This window comes from Bauldia sp., from assembly GCF_965232525.1.
Taxonomy (GTDB): Bacteria; Pseudomonadota; Alphaproteobacteria; order Rhizobiales; family Kaistiaceae; genus Bauldia.
Genome location: NZ_OZ246980.1, coordinates 3,343,357 through 3,361,721, shown reverse-complemented (window position 1 = coordinate 3,361,721; position 18,365 = coordinate 3,343,357). Strand labels below are relative to the sequence as shown.

General features: G+C 63.5%; 15 protein-coding genes and 1 tRNA gene. 9 read left to right on the top strand and 7 right to left on the bottom strand.

The window, feature by feature from the left end; genetic code table 11:
- The first annotated feature begins 22 nt into the window (after positions 1-22).
- From cobU to ACO076_RS15845, 6 genes are read left to right on the top strand one after another with little or no spacing between them, the layout of a single operon-like run.
- Entirely contained in the window at positions 23-556 is a 534-nt protein-coding gene (gene cobU, locus ACO076_RS15870) for a bifunctional adenosylcobinamide kinase/adenosylcobinamide-phosphate guanylyltransferase (RefSeq protein ID WP_421723806.1), read from the top strand.
- Positions 553-1,560 carry a cobalamin biosynthesis protein CobW gene (gene cobW / locus ACO076_RS15865; protein ID WP_421723805.1) on the top strand — a complete coding sequence of 336 codons (1,008 nt, stop codon included), beginning with the start codon at positions 553-555 and terminating at the stop codon, positions 1,558-1,560. The genes cobU and cobW overlap by 4 nt, the downstream gene beginning before the upstream one ends.
- Before the next feature lie 3 nt (positions 1,561-1,563).
- A complete protein-coding gene (gene cobN / locus ACO076_RS15860) occupies positions 1,564-5,310 on the top strand; it encodes a cobaltochelatase subunit CobN (RefSeq protein WP_421723804.1) in 3,747 nt (1,248 codons plus the stop codon).
- Between the two features lie 8 nt (positions 5,311-5,318).
- Positions 5,319-5,930, top strand: a complete 612-nt coding sequence (gene cobO, locus ACO076_RS15855) for a cob(I)yrinic acid a,c-diamide adenosyltransferase (RefSeq protein WP_421723803.1) — start codon at positions 5,319-5,321, stop codon at positions 5,928-5,930.
- Position 5,931: 1 nt separating this feature from the next.
- Positions 5,932-6,936, top strand: a complete 1,005-nt coding sequence (locus ACO076_RS15850) for a 2-hydroxyacid dehydrogenase (RefSeq protein ID WP_421723802.1) — start codon at positions 5,932-5,934, stop codon at positions 6,934-6,936.
- A 53-nt stretch (positions 6,937-6,989) separates the two neighbouring features.
- Complete coding sequence (locus ACO076_RS15845) at positions 6,990-8,438, top strand: cobyric acid synthase (protein WP_421726748.1); 1,449 nt, start codon at positions 6,990-6,992, stop codon at positions 8,436-8,438.
- Positions 8,439-8,491: 53 nt separating this feature from the next.
- On the opposite strand, the gene cbiB is transcribed toward ACO076_RS15845, so the two are convergent.
- Positions 8,492-9,469 (bottom strand): adenosylcobinamide-phosphate synthase CbiB, encoded by a 978-nt coding sequence (gene cbiB, locus ACO076_RS15840; RefSeq protein WP_421723801.1) that lies wholly within the window; start codon positions 9,467-9,469, stop codon positions 8,492-8,494.
- Positions 9,466-10,311, bottom strand: a complete 846-nt coding sequence (locus ACO076_RS15835) for an ABC transporter substrate-binding protein (protein ID WP_421723800.1) — start codon at positions 10,309-10,311, stop codon at positions 9,466-9,468. The genes cbiB and ACO076_RS15835 overlap by 4 nt, the downstream gene beginning before the upstream one ends.
- 134 nt (positions 10,312-10,445) lie before the next feature.
- On the opposite strand from ACO076_RS15835, the gene ACO076_RS15830 reads away from it, so the two are divergent.
- From ACO076_RS15830 to ACO076_RS15820, 3 genes are read left to right on the top strand one after another with little or no spacing between them, the layout of a single operon-like run.
- On the top strand, positions 10,446-12,305 hold the full coding sequence (locus tag ACO076_RS15830) for a TonB-dependent receptor plug domain-containing protein (RefSeq protein ID WP_421723799.1): 1,860 nt from the start codon (positions 10,446-10,448) through the stop codon (positions 12,303-12,305).
- A gap of 16 nt (positions 12,306-12,321) precedes the next feature.
- A complete protein-coding gene (locus ACO076_RS15825; protein ID WP_421723798.1) occupies positions 12,322-13,338 on the top strand; it encodes a FecCD family ABC transporter permease in 1,017 nt (338 codons plus the stop codon).
- Positions 13,335-14,114 carry an ABC transporter ATP-binding protein gene (locus ACO076_RS15820; protein WP_421723797.1) on the top strand — a complete coding sequence of 260 codons (780 nt, stop codon included), beginning with the start codon at positions 13,335-13,337 and terminating at the stop codon, positions 14,112-14,114. Before ACO076_RS15825 ends, ACO076_RS15820 begins: the two co-directional genes overlap by 4 nt.
- On the opposite strand, the gene cobD is transcribed toward ACO076_RS15820, so the two are convergent.
- The 5 genes from cobD to ACO076_RS15795 all read right to left on the bottom strand — a co-directional run bounded on the left by cobD (position 14,092) and on the right by ACO076_RS15795 (position 18,364).
- Positions 14,092-15,111 carry a threonine-phosphate decarboxylase CobD gene (gene cobD / locus ACO076_RS15815; RefSeq protein ID WP_421723796.1) on the bottom strand — a complete coding sequence of 340 codons (1,020 nt, stop codon included), beginning with the start codon at positions 15,109-15,111 and terminating at the stop codon, positions 14,092-14,094. The genes ACO076_RS15820 and cobD overlap by 23 nt on opposite strands.
- 30 nt (positions 15,112-15,141) lie before the next feature.
- A tRNA-Cys gene (locus ACO076_RS15810) sits at positions 15,142-15,215 on the bottom strand.
- Between the two features lie 381 nt (positions 15,216-15,596).
- On the bottom strand, positions 15,597-16,373 hold the full coding sequence (locus tag ACO076_RS15805; protein ID WP_421723795.1) for an ABC transporter permease: 777 nt from the start codon (positions 16,371-16,373) through the stop codon (positions 15,597-15,599).
- 2 nt (positions 16,374-16,375) lie between these two features.
- Positions 16,376-17,248, bottom strand: a complete 873-nt coding sequence (locus tag ACO076_RS15800; protein ID WP_421723794.1) for an ABC transporter permease — start codon at positions 17,246-17,248, stop codon at positions 16,376-16,378.
- 3 nt (positions 17,249-17,251) lie between these two features.
- Positions 17,252-18,364 carry an ABC transporter ATP-binding protein gene (locus tag ACO076_RS15795; protein ID WP_421723793.1) on the bottom strand — a complete coding sequence of 371 codons (1,113 nt, stop codon included), beginning with the start codon at positions 18,362-18,364 and terminating at the stop codon, positions 17,252-17,254.
- Position 18,365: the final 1 nt, after the last annotated feature.

The following is an 18,365-nucleotide window of genomic DNA, read 5'->3' as shown; positions in this document are numbered from 1 at the left end:
CGGCATCGATGCACGACGGCTGATGTCTGCTGCACATTTGCTGGTGGTGGGCGGCCGGCGTTCCGGCAAGAGCCGCTATGCAGAGGAGCAGGCGCTGCTGTCAGGGCTTGCGCCGGTGTATCTCGCGACGGCGGAAGCCGGCGACGCGGAAATGGCGGCGCGAATCGCCGTTCATCGCCAACGCCGCGGTGATGACTGGATGACAGTCGAAGCACCGCTCGAGATGCCGACGGTGCTGTCAGCGGCCGCGACATCCGATCGCATCGTCCTCGTCGACTGCCTTACCCTCTGGCTCGCCAACATCATGGAAGCCGAGCGTGATGTGGAGAGCGAATCCGAAGCGCTCGTCAGCGCACTCGACGCGGCTGCTGGGCCAGTGATCCTTGTTTCCAACGAAGTCGGCTCCGGCATCGTACCAGTCAATGCACTGGCACGCCGGTATGCGGACGCTCAGGGCATCCTCAACCAAAAGGTCGCCGCGACCGTCGACCGGGTGGTGACGATGATCGCCGGCATCCCCCTTCAGCTCAAACCGAACCAGCAGGCCAATTCATGAGCGCGCGAATCCCCGCAACAGTCGTCACTGGCTTTCTTGGTGCCGGCAAGACGACCCTGATCCGGAATCTCATCCGGCACGCTGACGGTCGGCGGATTGCCGTCATCGTCAACGAATTCGGTGACATGGGGTTTGACGGCGAGCTGCTGGGGGATTGCGGCGATCCCACTTGCAAGCCCGACGAGATCGTCGAACTCACCAATGGCTGCATCTGCTGCACGGTTGCCGACGAATTTCTGCCGACTATGGAGATGCTGCTCGCGCGGGAGCCGGCGCCGGAGCACATCATCGTGGAGACGTCGGGGCTCGCGCTGCCTCAGCCTCTGGTTCGCGCGTTTACTTGGCCGAGTGTACGCCATCGGGTCACGGTCGACTCGGTCGTGACGGTCATCGATGCGCCGGCGGTACTCGCCGGCACGTTTGCACCGGAAGGTTCCGAGAAAGATCAACAGGTCCGCGAGCACGACGACCCGGTCGAGGAGCTGTTCGAGGATCAACTTCGCTGTGCCGATCTGGTTGTGATCAGCAAGGCCGATATCGTTGACACCAATGCCCTGGCCAGGGTTGGAGCCATCGCCGCAGCCGGCGCGCGGCCCGCGACGTCGCAGATTGCCAGCACGGGCGAGGGTTTGCCGTCGACGGTCCTGCTGGGGATCGGCGCCGCCGCCGAGGATCACATGGCCGGGCGCGAGAGCCACCATGAGCGCGCCGGTCACGAGGATCATGACCATGATGACTTTGCGTCTTTCGTTGTCGGCGCCCCAGCATATGGGTCGCTGGAGGTTCTCAGGAGCCGTGTCGCCGACGCGCTTACACTCCCCGGCGTGCTGCGCATCAAGGGATACGCGCGCGTCGTTGAGAAGGCCGCGCCGGTGGTCGTGCAGGGGGTAGGACGTCGACTGGAGACCTATTTCGATCCATCCAGCGGCCATGATGACGGCTTGGTGGTTATTGGGCTTCGTTCGGTCGATCCCGAGCGAGTGACAGCCCGGCTGGCTGGTTAGGCAATGCATCTACCGATCGGGACGACGGAGCGGATCGACGACGGCGAGGCGGCGGTCGATCTCGAGCAGTCGCCGGGAACCATTGTTGTGCTGTCGGCCGCCGACACCGATCTGTCGATCCTGGCCGCGGCGGCAAGAACCGCCAGACTCTCCACGGGGCATCTTCGTCTGACCAACCTGATGCGCCTGAAGCATCCGCTGTCGGTTGACCTCTATATCGACCGGACGCTCGCTGACGCGAAGCTCGTCGTCGTGCGGGTTCTCGGCGGTGCCGGATACTGGTCGTATGGGCTTGAACACCTACGAGACCTCGCCCGCGGTGGAGGGACTCGACTCGTTGTGATTCCGGGTGACACCAAGTGGGACCCGGCACTGGCCGCCTATGGCACCGTAGCCGAGGAAGACGCGCAGCGGCTGTGGCGATGCTTCGTCGCCGGTGGACCGGAAAACGCAGCGCTGGCCCTGCGCATCATGAACGGCCTCGTCGACGATACGCCAGTCGACGAGGTGGAGCCGGTCACGATCGCCAACGCTGGCTGTTACGAGCGCGGCGTTGGTGCCGTCCAGCGAGGCGATGCATTGGCTGCGCGCAGCGACTGGCCAATCGTCCCGATTGTGTTCTACCGGTCAATCCTGCTCGCCGGTTCGACGGCGCCGATCGACACTTTCGTGACAGCACTCGCGAAGGCCGAGATCACTGGGCTACCGCTGTTCGTGACCAGTCTCAAGGATCGCGAGAGCATCGCCTTCCTCAACAGGGTTTTCGCCGACATTCCCCCGTCGGTCATCATCAACACAACGGCGTTCGCCGCGACGACGCAAAGTAGGTCAGGCACGGTGCTCGACCGTCCGGGATGTCCGGTGCTGCAGGCGATTCTCGCGGGATCGAGTGAGGAGGCCTGGGAGACAAGCCTCTCCGGGTTGTCTCCCCGCGACCTGGCGATGAACGTCGTCCTGCCTGAAGTCGACGGTCGGCTGACCACGAGAGCGATCTCCTTCAAGGCGGAAACGTATGACCCGGCCATCGACAGCCAGACGACCACCTATCGGCCGCGTGCCGACCGGGTCGCTTTCGTTGCCGAACAAGTCGCGGCCTGGATCCGCGTGGGGCAAAAGCCGGCGCCCAACCGGCGCGTCGCGATCGTTCTGTCGAATTACCCAAACCGGGATGGGCGGATCGCCAACGGTGTCGGCCTCGATACACCGGAGAGTGCTGCTCGAGTCGCAGCTCATCTTGCGGCGTCCGGCTATCGGATAGACGGATTCCCGGTCGACGGTCGATCGTTGATGGACACGTTGCTGGCCGGTCCGACCAATGTCATCGACGGCCGCTTGGCTCATGCGCCGAACCGTTTGGAATTGCGTGACTACCTGGCCGCACTGAACGCCTTGCCGGCCTCAGTTCGCGACGGGCTGACAGCGCGTTGGGGGCGGCCGGAAGACGATCCTCTGTTTCACGCTGGTTCGTTTGCGATCGCCGCCCATCGGTTTGGCAACCTAGTCGTCGCCGTCCAGCCGGCCCGTGGCCACAACATCGATCCGCGGGAGAGCTACCACGATCCGGACCTCGTTCCGCCGCACAACTACTTCGCCGTCTATGTCTGGCTGCGCCAGGTATTCGGTGCCGACGCCATGGTCCATCTCGGCAAGCACGGCAACCTCGAATGGCTGCCCGGCAAGGCGTTGGGGCTTTCGGCCGAATGCTGGCCCGAGGTCGCGCTCGGGACAGTACCGTTGATCTATCCGTTCATCGTCAACGATCCGGGCGAGGGGGCGCAGGCAAAGCGCCGTTCGTCCGCGGTGATCGTCGACCATCTGATGCCGCCCATGGCGCGGGCCGAAATCCACGGAGCCATGGCCGAACTCGAGACGATGATCGACGAATACTACCTCGCCGCCGGTGTCGATCCGAGGCGACGGACTTGGCTCGAACGGGAAATCATGGCGACGGCGGTGCGCCACGGTCTTGATCGCGATCTCGGTCTGAACGCTGACTTTAAAGACACAGCACTGCAGTCTCTCGACACCCATCTCTGCGAACTCAAGGAGATGCAGATCCGCGATGGGCTTCATATCCTTGGGGCATCGCCGGAGGGCCGGCAGCGGATCGAGACGCTGGTGGCGATCGCCCGTGCGCCCCGTGGCGGGGAGGGTGACCGGCACGCGTCGCTTCATCGGGCTGTCGCCGCTGACCTCGGCCTCATTGATTTTGATCCGCTCGATGTTGATTTCGGCTCACCCTGGTCCGGTCCCTGCCCGGAGCCACTGGTTCGGCAAAGTGGAGCGCTCTGGCGGACAGCTGGCGATACCGTAGAGCGGATCGAAGCGCTCGCGTTCGAGCTATTGGCGGATCGGCTGAGTGGAGAGGATCCGTCGATTGGGCCTCGGTCCGACGCGGTTTGTGACTGGATCCTCAATGAATTGGCTCCGGCTATTGATCAATCAGGCGAAGGCGAGTTGGAGGCGGTGTTGACCGCGCTGGGCGGCCGTTTTGTGCCGCCGGGTCCTTCGGGAGCGCCCAGCCGCGGCCGGCCGGAGGTCCTGCCGACCGGGCGCAATTTCTACACTGTCGACACCCGTGCGGTGCCCACACCGGCCGCTTGGGCGCTTGGTCGCGCTGCCGCTGACGCGTTGGCGCTCCGCTATTTCCAGGACCACGGCGATTGGCCGCGATCAATCGCGATGTCCGCGTGGAGCACATCGAACATGCGCACCGGCGGCGATGACGTGGCCCAGGTGCTAGCCTTGCTCGGCGCCGAACCGCAGTGGGACCGCGGCACCGGCCGGGTCACCGGCTTTCGTGTCATGACGCTGTCGGAGCTTCAACGTCCGCGAATTGATGTGACGCTGAAGATATCCGGCATGTTCCGTGATGCCTTTCCCGAGCAGATCGATCTGGTTGATTCCGCGGTGCGCGCTGTCGCATCACTGAATGAAGACGACGCCGCTAATCCGATTGCTGCAGCCACGCGGATGGACCAGACGCGGCTTGCCGATGCGGGGGTCGATCCGGATGAGGCACAGCGGATTGCCGGGCTCCGCGTCTTCGGCGCCAAGCCGGGCACGTACGGCTCCGGGATCCAGACACTCATCGACGAAGGCATATGGGAGGGCCGCGAAGACTTCGCCGAGACGTTCCTGATTTGGGGTGGCTACGGGTATGGCGGCGGGATCGCGGGCCGGCAACAGCGCGAGGTGTTCGCCGAGCGACTGAAGACCGCTGACGCCGTCCTCCACAATCAGGACAACCGGGAGCACGACCTGCTCGATTCCGATGATTACTACCAGTTCCAGGGCGGGCTCGCGGCGACCGTCGAGGTGCTGAGAGGCGAAGCTCCAGCAATCTATCACGGCGACCATGCGCGGCCGGAGAAACCGGTGATCCGGTCGTTGAAGCAGGAGATCGCCCGGGTCGTCCGAGGCCGCGCGGCAAACCCGAAATGGATCGCGGGCGTTATGCGCCACGGCTACAAGGGCGCTTTCGAGATCGCGGCGACCGTTGACTATCTGTTTGCCTACGCCGCGATGACGGATGCCGTCGGCGATCATCATTTCGACCAGCTTTACGATGCCTACATCGCCGACGACAGGGTTTGCGCCTTCATTGCGGACGCTAACGCGCCCGCGCTGCGTGAGATCGCCGAACGGTTTCGCGAAGCGATCGACCGCGGGCTCTGGTCGCCGCGGTCGAACAGCGCCTATGATCGCCTGTCCACTCTCGTTGCCACTCAAGCAGAGGCTGCCGAATGACCGGTTCGATGACCGAGGCCGAGCTCGACGCTCGTCACGCCGAGAAGATGCGCAAGAAGAAGGCCGCGCGGGACAAGATTCTCGCCACAAAGACCATCGAGAAAGGCTTGCTCGTGGTCCATACCGGCAAGGGCAAGGGTAAATCGACGGCGGCTTTCGGCATGGTGTTCCGGGCGCTTGGTCACGGCCTGCCGGTCGCGGTCGTTCAGTTCGTCAAGGGGAGAATGGAAACTGGCGAGCGCAAGGCGCTGGAGGCATTCGGCGATCTCGTTTCGTTGAACACGATGGGTGAGGGGTTCACCTGGGAGACACAGGATCGCCAGCGCGACATCGCGGCGGCGCGAGCGGCGTGGGAGAAGGCAAAAGCGCTGATCACCAGCGGGCGCTACAAGCTGGTGTTGCTCGACGAGCTCAACATCGTGCTGCGTTACGATTATCTGCCGGTCGATGAAGTGGTCGCCTTCCTGCGCGATCAAAAACCCGCAGATGTCCACGTAATTGTCACCGGTCGCAACGCTGCAGACGAATTGATCGAGGTGGCCGATCTGGTCACCGAAATGACCATGGTCAAGCATCCATTCCGTTCCGGCGTTAAGGGCCAGATCGGGATCGAGTTCTGACATGAGGGTGGCGGTCTTTTCGACTAAGCCGCATGACGAGCGGTTCCTGATCGCGGCGAACCAAGACGGGCGGCACGAGCTTCTTTTCCTCGACGCGCGCCTCAGTCCACCGATGGTCGCGGCCGCCGCCGGTGCAGACGTGGTCTGCGCGTTCGTCAATGATGATTTGGGCGCCGAGGTGCTCACCGAGCTGGCGGCGCTCGGCATACGGCTCGTGGCGCTGCGTTCGGCGGGCTTCAATCATGTCGACCTTCTCGCGGCGAAAGAGAGGGGCATTGCCGTAGCGCGCGTTCCCGAATACTCGCCCCACGCGATAGCAGAGCACACGGCCGCGCTGATCTTGTCGCTCAACCGCAAGATCCACCGAGCGTATGCCCGTGTCAGGGAAGGCAATTTCTCACTGGAAGGCCTGATGGGCTTCGATCTTCACGGCTGCACGGTCGGAGCGATCGGGACCGGAAAGATCGGCCGCGCGTTCCTGGGCATCATGCGCGGCTTTGGCTGCGACCTGGTCGCATACGACCTTTTTCCCAACGCCGAGGTCGAAGCGATGGGCGCGCGCTACGTGGACCTCCAAAGTCTTCTGGCGCAGTCGGATATCATTTCCCTTCACTGCCCTTTGACGCCGGAGACCTTTCACCTCATCAACACCGACGCGATCGCCGCCATGCGGAAAGGCGCCATGCTGGTCAACACCAGCCGCGGGGCCGTGATCGACACCAGTGCCGCCATCGGAGGGCTGAAATCAGGGCAGCTCGGAAGTCTTGCACTCGACGTGTACGAGGAGGAGGGTGACCTCTTCTTCGAGAACCTCTCCGATCAGGTCATCCAGGACGACGTTTTTGCGAGGCTGCTGACGTTCCCGAATGTGCTGATCACCGGGCATCAGGCGTTTTTCACGGAGGACGCCCTGCGGGCGATCGCCGAGATGACGATTGCGAATATTTCCGCGTTCGAGCGAGATGGCGCGCCGCTCCATGCCGTGTCCAGCGAGCAGTTCGCCTGAGACGGGACGCGACGCGTTCAGTGACCAAACTGAGAAGAGCTGGCCGCGCCCTGATGATCCAGGGAACCGGCAGTCATGTCGGCAAGTCGGTTATCGTTGCGGGCCTGTGTCGGGCGTTGAAGCGGCGCGGGATGACGGTCGCGCCGTTCAAGCCGCAGAACATGTCGAACAATGCCGCGGTAGCCGTTGACGGCGGCGAGATCGGTCGCGCCCAGGCCCTGCAGGCCCGTGCCGCCGGACTTGAGCCATCGGTTCACATGAACCCGGTTCTGCTGAAACCCGAAACCGACCGCGGCGCTCAGGTAGTCGTCCAGGGAAGACGGTGGGGAACCCTGGCAGCCGCGGACTACGGGCGCCACAAGCAAACGCTGCTGCCCAAGGTGCTTGAGAGCTTCACGCACCTCTCCAGCGAAGCCGATATCGTCTTGGTCGAAGGCGCCGGAAGCCCGGCCGAGGTAAACCTCCGGACCGGCGATATCGCCAATATGGGATTCGCCAAGGCGGCCGCCGTGCCGGTCATCCTCGTCGGCGACATCGACAGGGGCGGTGTCATCGCGTCGCTGGTGGGCACGCATGCGGTTCTTTCAGTCGACGACCGCGCGCTCGTGCACGGATTCCTGATCAACAGATTTCGTGGCGATCCGAGCCTTTTTGACGGGGGGCTCGAAGCCATAACGTCGGCGACAGGGTGGCCGTCCTACGGTGTGATCCCATGGTTCGACGGCGCAGCGCGGCTGCCGGCGGAGGATGTCCTCGGACTGAAGGGTGACCATCCGACAACGTCTCCCGGAGACATCGTAATCGCCGTGCCGGCGCTCCAGCGAATCGCCAACTTCGATGACCTCGATCCACTTCGACAGGAGCCGGGCGTGTCGGTCGTCATCGTGCAGCCTGGGGAGGCGATCCCGTGTGAAGCGACCTTGATCCTGCTTCCCGGTTCCAAAGCTACGATCGCCGATCTCGCCTTCTTGCGTGCCCAGGGCTGGGACATCGACATCGGGGCCCATCACCGCCGCGGTGGACGGGTTCTGGGCTTGTGCGGAGGCTACCAGATGCTAGGGCAATCGATCGCGGACCCAGGCGGCGTCGAGGGGCCGGCCGGCACGGTCGCCGGTCTCAGACTATTGGACGTGGCGACCGTACTTGGTGGCGACAAGGCGACGGACCGCGTCACCGGGCGCACCGTTGCCGACAAGATCCCAGTCTCCGGCTACGAGATCCACATCGGGCGGACGGACGGTCCCGACCGGAGCCGGCCGCTGTTCGAACTGGATGGGCGCACCGACGGCGCCACGTCCCCCGATGGACTGGTGGCAGGTACGTATCTGCACGGCATTTTCGCCGGCGATCCATACCGCCATCAGTTCCTCACCGCCCTGGGAGCGCGCAACAACGACTTACGCTACGAAGCGTTGGTCGACGCAACATTGGACAATCTGGCCGACCACCTCGAGCGGCATGTTGCTATCGACGGATTGTTGAGCCTCGCCAGAGCCTTATAGCTTGGTCTCGTTCCAGCCTAGATCGAATGCGCCGCCAACGTTTCAGGGGCGTGTCAGCGGACCAGGATGACCCCGCTGAGAATGGCCACGATCGCGAACAGCAATCCCCAAGCCCCGAGGTAGAGCCGCAGCATTCTTCGGATATCGGTTGGCGTCGCCTGGCGCCGGCCGTCGGGATTGACGAACGGGTCGTCCACGAGAATGCCCCGATACCGACGAGGACCGGCGAGAGCCACACCGAGTGCAGAGGCCGCCGCCCCTTCCGGCCATCCGGCGTTTGGCGATCGGTGTTTGGGCGCTTCTGTCCGCATCGTCCGCAGCGCGTGACCCACTGATCCGCCAACGATCGGGGCGGCGGCCGCGATCAGGACGCCGGACAGGCGGCTCGCGGGCAGGTTGACCACATCGTCGACCCGTGCGGCCGCCCAGCCGAAGTCACGGTAGCGGTCCGAGCGATGACCGATCATCGAGTCGGCGGTGTTAATGGCCTTGTAGGCCGCAAGCCCGGGGAGCCCCAGCAACGCGAACCAGAGAGCGGGGGCGACCAAACCATCGGAAAAATTCTCGGCCGCAGATTCGATCGCAGCGCGACAAACGCCGGCCTCTTCGAGCGTCGCCGGGTCGCGGCCGACGATCCGGGCCACCGCTCCACGGGCTGAGGGCAAGCCGTTAGCGTCGAACGCGGTCGCAACCGCTGCCACGTGATCATAGAGGCTACGCCCAGCAAGCAGAATGGCGGCGCAAATGGCAACGCCGATCCAGCCATACGGAAGCTGTGTGAACCCGGCTTCGATGATCCACCCGGCCGCGGCGGAGGCCGCGACGACGATGGTGAGGGTCGCGGCACCGGCAGTGCGGCGCCAGACCGGTGACCAAGCCTTCTGGTTCAGCCGACGCTCCATCGCCGCCACACCGTCGCCGATCCACACCACCGGATGTCGGAGCCGTCGCCAAAGCGTCTCCGGATCGCCGAAGAGGGCGTCGAGGCATAATGCGATCGCCAGTATCCAGATATGGTCGATGCCGATCACGAGCTGCCGTGGACGCGGCGCAACTCCGCCGACAGCCGGTCGAGAGCGGTGGGCAGCGACGGTCCACCGCACACTGTCAGCCGCTCCGGCAGGACGATCCGCCGTTCGACCGGAAACAGGAGTTCGAGGGCAGGGTGGGCCAGCAACGCCGCCCCCTGGTCGTCGGCTGCGCGGTTGGTGGCCGCTACGACGAGGTAGTCCGGCGGATTGGCGATCATCACCTCCAGCGGCACCAAGCCACCGGTCCCGCCGGCGAGCGCGCCGCCCGCGTTCGTCACGCCGACCATTTCCAGCAACTCGCCGGTCAGCGTATCACCGCCGGTGACATAGCCGCGACGCTGGTAGACGACTGCCGACGGAGCCGCGCCGTCGGCGATGGCGCTCCGAGCGCGTTCCCGTGCTGCCTCGATCTCTGCCACCAGCACTTCGCCCCGATCCGGGTGCCCAACCAGGTTGGCGACTCGTCGAATCTGGTCAATCGACTCGTCAATGCTTCGTGCCGGTTCGAGGAGAGCGACTTCGTAGCCGAGCGCGCTCAGCATATCGCGGCTCGCGCGCTTGGTGAAACGACCCGCTACCACCAGATCGGGGTCCAGCTCCACGACGGTTTCTGCGTCGCCTGCGTCATGTCGAAAGGCCTTCGCGCGATCGGCGAAAAACGCCATCCGTTCGTTAGTCGCGTAGATTGACAAAGCCGCGATCTGGTTGGGGTCGGCGAGGGCGATCAGAAGTTCATCCGCACAGAGGTTGATCGAAACGATCCGCTTCGGCTCAGCGTTGGCCGCCGCACTGATCGCGATGAGCGTGACAAAAAAAGCAACCGCTCGGAAAAAACTGGGCATCGCGTTCCTTATCCATTGCCGCCGTTCGGGCGTTCCTTTACCGGTTCAGTATCCGGCCGAAAAGCCGGGTGGGCCCGGGACACATCCCGTGACGGGCGCCATCGCCAGATCGATCGAGATACGAGGTCTGCCACATGCGGTACCGCCAGGGGCGCTTTTGCGCCTTTTCTTCTCTTGTCGTTGTCTCCTGCTGTTCGTTGTCGCTGCCGACGATCGCGGAGGCGCAGCCGCTCGAAATCGTCGTGACCCCATACTACACCCCGACGGCCCTCGGTCGTTCGGGAAGCTCTGTATCGGTGATCACCAGCGAGGAGATCGAGCGACAGCCGACCGAGTCAGTCGCGCAATTGCTACGGACCGTGCCGGGCGTCACGGTGACCGAGACCGGAGGAGTCGGAGGGCAGACTCTGGTCAGCCTGCGGGGCACCGAGGCGCAGCATACTTTGGTTCTGATCGACGGCGTTCGGGTCAACGATCCGGCCAGCGCCCGCGACCAATTCGATTTCTCTCAGTTCACGATTACCGACATCGAACGGATTGAAGTGCTCCGGGGCCCCCAGAGTGCGCTCTATGGCTCTGACGCGATCGGTGGCGTGATCAACATCATCACCCGCAAGCCGTCGGGCCGGCCGGAGTTGAAGGCCTCAGTCGAGGGCGGCAGCTACGGCACGCGTCGGTTCAATCTTTCGGGTGGCACGGCCGCTGGCGATCTCAGCCTCTACACTAGCGGTACCTATTTTGAGACCGATGGTTTTTCGCGCACCGGCGATCGCGACAACGGCGAGGCGGACGGCGTAACCAAGTTCGCCGGCACGATGCGCGGCGCCTTTGACCCAGGCGGTGGTGTAAAGTTCGAGTTTGGTGCCGACGGCTACAACCTGGACTCGGAGGTCGACGCCGGTCGCGATCTCGACCTGAAGGGCTATCACTCGGATCGCGGACTGTTTTCCGGTTTCGCGAAGTTCTCGTTTCCGACGTTCGATGGACGCGTGAACAACTCGGTGAACTTCTTTATCGCGAACACATCGCGCGAGTACATCGAGCCGGATCGGACCTTCAACTACGAGGGACAGAACCTCGGCGTAGAGGCGCAAAAGCAGATCGGTCTTGGCAATGCGGGCTCGCTGCTGGCCGGCAGCCGATTTGAGACCCAAACCGCCACGGGCACGCGAAGCGACCTCGACGACCCGACCTTCGACAACGACATTACGCTATATGCCGGCTACCTGCTCTATCAGCTGCCGATTGGCGATCGGCTGGACCTCACCTTTGCCGGACGGCACGACGGCGAGATCGACGGCGATGGTTTCACCACCGGACGGGCGACGGCCTTCTATGCGCTGCCGGAAATCGAGGCGGCGGTTCGCGGGAGCATTGGGACGGGGGCGAAGCGCCCCACCGCTTTTCAGCTTGGCTACAATCCGGACCTTGAACCGGAGACCAGCGTCGGTGGCGACCTCGGGGTCGAAAAGATGCTGTTCGATGGCCGTTTCAGCGTCGCGACTACTGGTTTCTGGAACCGCATCGACGACATGATCGACTGGGATCCAACCGTGCCGCCTTTCGGCAATTATGCCAACATCGATGAGGTGCAGACCTCCGGCGTTGAAGTGACGGCTAAAGCCATGCTGGTGCCCGGCGCCCTCGATGCAACAGCGACATACACGTATCTCGACGCCCGAAACCTCACCACCGATACGCAGCTCGCACGGCGCCCACAAAACGCCGGGTCGCTGACGTTGGTCTATACGGGCATCCCGCGCTTCGAGGCGGCGCTCACTGCGACCTATGTCGGTGAGCGGTACAACGACGATGCGCGGACGGAAAAACTCGATCCCTACACCCGTGTCGATCTTTCAGCCAATTACCGGGTCGACGATAACCTGACGATCTACGGCCGGGTCGAAAATCTGTTCGATACGACTTACGAAGACGTCAAGGGCTACAACAGCGCCGGGTTGTCGGCGTATGCCGGGCTGAAGTGGAAGAACTGATCGTCAGGAGAAGCAGTTGGCCGGAGGTCGAAGGCGAGGTTCGGGGCTGATCCTCTCCCTCGGCCTCCTCGTCGCGATCCTGTTCTACGCCTCTCTTGCCGTCGGCCCAGCTGGCCTGTCGCTGGCAACCGTGACGTCAGCGTTGTTCGGAGGCGGCGATACTGCCGCTCGGATCATCGTCATCGACATTCGGCTGCCGCGTGCGCTCCTTGCGGTCATGATCGGTGCGTCCTTGGGCCTCTCCGGAGCGGCTCTCCAGGGGTTGTTGCGGAACCCACTGGCGGCACCATCTCTGTTCGGCGCGCCCTCTGCGGCTGCCTTCGGCGCCGTCGCCGTCATCTCGCTCGGCCTAGTCAACGTTCTTTCCGTCGCTCTGCCGGTCGCTGCGATTGCCGGCGCCCTGATATCCGTCGGGTTGCTGTTACTGGTCGCAGGACGGCGGGCGAGCCTGCTGGTTCTCATCCTTGCCGGGCTTGCGGTGTCGAGTCTCGCCGGCGCCGGGACCGCCCTCGCGCTCAACCTGGCGCCCAATCCGTTTGCGGCTTTGGAGATTGCATTCTGGCTCCTCGGATCGCTTGAGGACCGCAGCATGCGGCATGTCGCGATCGCGTTACCGTTCATGGCGGTTGGCGTGATTCTGTTGCTCTGGGACCGGCGCGCCTTTCGCGCTTTGACCCTCGGCGAAGAGGCAGCGTCCAGCCTGGGCTTCAGTCTCGACCGGATCAGGCTTCGCGTCGTGGCGGGCGTGGCCGCGGCGGTCGGTGCCGGCGTTGCGGTCGCCGGGAGTATCGGATTTGTCGGGCTGGTCGCGCCGCATCTCGTGCGGCCGATGGTTGGCTATGACCCCGGACGCCTCGCGGTGCCGGCGGCGCTGTCCGGTGCGGCTTTGTTGCTGGCGGCCGACATCGCGGTGCGCCTGATCCCGTCGTCGAGCGAGATCAAGGTCGGGGTGTTCACCGCGCTAATTGGAGCGCCATTCTTCATTGTCATGATCTTGCGACGCCGCCGCGAGATGGCTGGGACCGGGATATGACGACGGATTATCCCTACCTCGCGGTCAACGGGCTTGAGGTGAGGCTTGGCGGGACCGTCATCCTCAGCGGCGTCGATCTAAAGGTCTCGCCCGGTTCCTTCGTGGCGATTGTCGGTCCAAACGGGGCGGGGAAGACCACGCTACTGCGCAGTATCGCTGGCCTGGTCGACGGGGAGGGAGCGGTCGAACTCGACGGTACGCCGCTTCGCCAACTCGCTCCAAAAGAACGGGCAATCCGGCTCGGATATCTCCCGCAAGGCCATGTGTTTCACTGGCCGATTTCCGTGAAGGAGATCGTCGGTCTCGGACGACTGCCGCGCGGCTCGGGGGCGGATCTGTCACGGGAGGATGAGGCGGCCGTCGACCGGGCGCTTGACGAAACCGGCGTCGCGTCGCTGGCTGATCGAACGGTGACCACGCTCTCCGGCGGTGAGCGGGCCCGTGTCGCCCTGGCGCGGGTCCTGGCGACAGAGACACCGCTGGTCCTCGCCGACGAGCCGACGACATCCCTTGATCCCCGCTATCAGCTTGTCGTGCTCGATATCCTGAAACGTCACGCTGAAGCCGCCGGCGCGGTTGTCGCCGTCCTTCACGACCTCGGCTTGGCGGCGCGGTATGCCGATCAGATGGTGATTCTCGATCAGGGACGCGTCGCGGCCGCTGGGCCGCCGCGAACGATCCTGACGACGGCACGACTTGCCGAAACCTTCGGCGTCGCTGCGGAGATTCTCGATCGCGATGGAACGACCGTGATCATCCCGCGCTCGGTCCTCTGATCGCGGCGAGAACGGTTTCCAGGCGCGCGAACCCACGACTGTCGCCCGGAATGCCGATGCGGATCCAGTCCGGCTGATCGTCGAAGGCTCGCGTCCAAACACCGGCTCGTGCCAAGGCGCGGTGAATGGCCGGGGCGTTACCGTCGCGAACCAGAGCGAATAGGTCGGTCCCGCCCACGATGGTGAGCCCGCACGTCTGGAGAAGAGACCGAAGCCGATTCGCCGACTGAGCCAACCGGGAGCGCGCCTTTTGCTGCCATGCCTCGTCGCGGAGCGCGCGGGTCCCGATTTCCACAGCCGCCGAAGAAACCGGCCAGTCGCCGAGCAACCCCTGGATCGCTTCGACCCGATCTGGCGGTCCGACGACAAAGCCGAGCCGCAAACCGGGCAGGCCGAAGAATTTGCCGAACGAGCGCGTCAGTAGGCAGTCGAGATCGGCGACGCGCGGTATCAGGCTTTCGTCCGGTGAAAGGTCGATGAAAGCTTCGTCGATCAGCGTGAACCGGCCAGCGGCGGTTCGGTCCCGCACATACCGATGAAGCACGTCTTCACCGATCAATCGTCCATCGGGATTGTTGGGATTGCACAGCACCGCAACGGCCGCGTTAGTTGGCTGTGAAGGCGGCCAATCATTGGCGACGACGCGATGCCCGGCGCTCATCCAGGCGGGTGCATGGCTCCCGTAAGTTGGCGCGAAGACCGAAACGTCTGTCGCAGCCAATGTATGCGGTACGAGCCGGATCGCGGCTTCGGTGCCCGCGACAGCCATGATCGCGGTCTCCGGGGGGATATTCCACGCGTCTCGGGCGGCTTCAATGAGCCTGTCGATCGCTGCTGGTTCGGGCAGTCGTTCAAGTGCGGCGGCAATGGCCGTGGCGTCAATCGGATAGGGATGGGGACTGACGCCAGTAGAGAGGTCGAGCCAACCATCGGCCGGTTCCCCGTAGCGCCGCGTGGCGTAGGCGAGATCGCCACCGTGCCGGGGCGTGTCTTCCACTGCTGGCCCGCTGAGTTAGGGAACGGATGATGGAGGCCTCGCCCGGAATCGAACCGGGGTACACGGATTTGCAGTCCGCTGCGTAACCACTCCGCCACGAGGCCATGCTTGCAGATTATCTATTTAAGAACAACACCTTATGCAAGAGGTGCCGGCGGCCCCGAACGTCATTCTGAAGTGTGATCTGCTGAGCATTCTGAAAAACGTTCCCAAGCCGTTCGCGCTTATACACTAATCGATACGCAACGGTAAGCGATCCGAGACGCGTCGCCGCTGGAACGCGCTCTGGCGTTTGCTTCAGATAACCCTGAAGACGATCGGCAAGGCACCCGTGCGGCTGTCCACTACCTCATTGGTAAGTACGCCGTGAGGCGGTCTAGGCCGAGCCCAGGTAGAGAGCAGGACGCGGACATCATGAAGAAGACGAGCCCAAGGGCGGCTCCGAAGAGCGCGGGTCGAGGCCGCCGGACCGCATCGCCGATTCCTCAGCCGAGCGCGCCCTTTGCGCGCCGTCGCACAACCTCGCTAACGGCCACAAGCAAAAGGTTACCCAGTACGATGAGGGTTGCAAGAGCGTAGACTTTTGGCGACAGATGAAAACGGAAGTCCGAGGCGATCATCACCGAAAGGGGCTGGGTCCGTCCGCTGACGAAAGACGTTACCACGTACTCGGCAGTGGAAAGTACGAAGGCAATGAAAAACGAGGCGACCAGTCCGTTGCGCATGAGCGGCAGCAACACGCGGGTAAACACCTGCCAACCATTGGCGCCGAGATCAGCTGCCGCTTCTTCGAGCCGCCGGTCCAGCCGGACAAGCACTGAGGCGATGACCATCACCGAGAACGGCAGGATGACCAGAGACTGGGCGGCGATGATGGCTCCGACCCCGTGTGGAATGCCGGTCAGCGACATGGCAATCACTTCGGATACGGCCAGAATGATCTTTGGGATGAAAAAGGGCACGACCAGGAGCGCGGCAAAGACCAACCGCCCGCGAAACCGGAATCGCGTGAGAGCCAGTGCGGCCAGAGCGCCGAACGTTGTCGAGATCGCCGCGGTGGGGGCGGCGATGCTCAACGTGTTGAGGAAGCCCCCGATCAGGCGGTTGTCGTCAATCGCTTGGGCGTACCAGTCGAGCGTCAAGCCTGTGATGGGAAATGCCATGAATTCGCTGTCGTTGAACGAGAACAGCACGATTACCAAGACGGGCAGATACATCAGCGCGAGAACGAGGATGAAGTAGGACTTGAGCAAGCGTTCCATGGCTAGACCGCTCTGCCCGAAACCGAGATATGCAGGGCGAAACGTTGCAACAACAGCAGCACTGCGGTCATGAAAAGCACGACCGCCGCGAGCAGTGTCCAGGCGATGGCCGATCCGAGCGGCCAGTCAAAGGCCGCGCCGAACAGATCGGCAATTGCGCTGACAACCGAAACGCCGGAGGCGCCACCAATGAGCTGCGGCGTCAGGAAGTCGCCGACGACAAGGGCGAAGACCATCAGCCCGCCGACGACGAGGCCCGGCAACGTCAAGGGCAGAACGATTCGTCGGAAAATGGCCGTCCGACCCGCGCCGAGATCGGCGGCCGCTTCGAGGAGGCGGTCGTCGAGGCTTTCGAAACCGAGCCACAGCCCGAGCACCATGAAGGGCAAGTAATTGTAGACCAGTACGATGGTCGCCGACAGCGGGCTGAACAGCAACGCCTCGATGGGCTCGGTAATGATGCCGGTCCAGGTCAGAAAACCGTTGACGACCCCATTCGCGCCGAGGATCAGTCGCCAAGCGAAGATCCGCACCAGATCGCCGGTGTAAAGCGGCACGAGGAGCGCGGTCAAAAGCGCCGCTTTCACGGCCACGACCCGCTTGGCGATGAAAAAGGCGACCGGATAGGCAATGACCGCGGCGATCGCGGCGACCAGCGCGCCGTTCAGCAAGGCTTTGGCGATCAATTGGAGATAGGGACCGCTGGAAAACACCCGAGCGTAATTATCAAGGCTGATTTCAGGGACGATCGAGACGAAATCGACCCGGAAGAAACTGTAGAGAAAGAGGATACCGAGCGGCAGGAGGCACAACAGGAACAATGCTGCGAAGACCGGCCCGACGGTGACCAGCAATCCGATGCGCTGTCCGTGCACGTGTTAGTTCCCCACCGGCAAGGTGCGATCGACGATCCAGGCGCGCGCACGATCGTAACCGACCTCGATGGAGCTTCCGACCGCTGGGGGCGCGTCATCCGAGAGCCGCAGTTGCAGGGTCGATCCGCCGGCAGTGGCTTCGACCAGCCAATGCGATCCTTCAAAGACTGTGTGCGAGACCGTGCCTTCGATGGCTTCGTCTCCGCCAAGCGTTAGGACTTCGGGCCTGAGGCACAACGATGCGGGACGTCCGACGGCGACCTCGGGCGCGCAGGCAGTACGGACGCGACCGAAAGCGGTGTTGATGACCGCAACGCCGTTGGCGCATTCGGTCACCGTACCGGCAATCAGGTTGGAGCCACCGATAAAGTCGGCGACATAGGCGTTGGCCGGGCGGCGATAGATCGTCTCGGGATCGCCCTGCTGTTCAATCACCCCATTGTTCATAACGATGATCCAGTCCGATAGTGCGAAGGCTTCGCCCTGGTCGTGGGTGACGTGCAGGAAGGCCATGCCGAGGCGGCGCTGAAGGTCCTTGAGTTCGATCTGCATTTCCTTGCGCATCTTGCGGTCAAGTGCCGAGAGCGGCTCGTCGAGGAGGAGGAGGCGGGGCTGATTGATGATGGCGCGGGCGAGCGCGACGCGCTGTTGCTGGCCGCCGGACAATTCCTGCGGGCGGCGACTCGCCATGGTTTCCATGTGCACCATGCGCAGCGCCGCGGTGACCTGTGCGGAGATTTCCGCCTTTGGCAGGCGTCTGAGACTTAGGCCAAACGCGACATTCTCGGTGACGTCGAGATGCGGAAAAAGGGCATAGCTTTGAAAGACCGTGTTGATAGGCCGCCGACTCGCCGGCACATTCTCAAGATCAGCGCCATCGAGTTCAATGACCCCGTCGGAGACAGTTTCAAAGCCACCGATCATTCTCAAGATCGTGGTTTTGCCGCAACCGGACGGGCCGAGCAGCGTGACGTAGCGGTCGGGCAGAAGAGAAAAGTCCACGCCGCGTACGGCGTGAACTTTATTGTAGAACTTATGAACGCCACGAGCGACGAGAAGTGGCTTGTGGTTGTTTCCCGCCTCAGTTGGTTTGCGCGTTGGCGTCAGCGTGCTCAAG

Excerpts from the sequence above, each read along its gene's own strand:
- cobU (WP_421723806.1), top strand. The coding sequence starts at position 23 with ATGTCTGCTGCACATTTGCTGGTGGTGGGCGGCCGGCGTTCCGGCAAG.
- cobW (WP_421723805.1), top strand. The coding sequence starts at position 553 with ATGAGCGCGCGAATCCCCGCAACAGTCGTCACTGGCTTTCTTGGTGCC.
- cobN (WP_421723804.1), top strand. The coding sequence starts at position 1,564 with ATGCATCTACCGATCGGGACGACGGAGCGGATCGACGACGGCGAGGCG.
- cobO (WP_421723803.1), top strand. The coding sequence starts at position 5,319 with ATGACCGAGGCCGAGCTCGACGCTCGTCACGCCGAGAAGATGCGCAAG.
- ACO076_RS15850 (WP_421723802.1), top strand. The coding sequence starts at position 5,932 with ATGAGGGTGGCGGTCTTTTCGACTAAGCCGCATGACGAGCGGTTCCTG.
- ACO076_RS15845 (WP_421726748.1), top strand. The coding sequence starts at position 6,990 with ATGATCCAGGGAACCGGCAGTCATGTCGGCAAGTCGGTTATCGTTGCG.
- ACO076_RS15835 (WP_421723800.1), bottom strand. The coding sequence starts at position 10,311 with ATGCCCAGTTTTTTCCGAGCGGTTGCTTTTTTTGTCACGCTCATCGCG.
- ACO076_RS15830 (WP_421723799.1), top strand. The coding sequence starts at position 10,446 with ATGCGGTACCGCCAGGGGCGCTTTTGCGCCTTTTCTTCTCTTGTCGTT.
- ACO076_RS15820 (WP_421723797.1), top strand. The coding sequence starts at position 13,335 with ATGACGACGGATTATCCCTACCTCGCGGTCAACGGGCTTGAGGTGAGG.
- ACO076_RS15805 (WP_421723795.1), bottom strand. The coding sequence starts at position 16,373 with ATGGAACGCTTGCTCAAGTCCTACTTCATCCTCGTTCTCGCGCTGATG.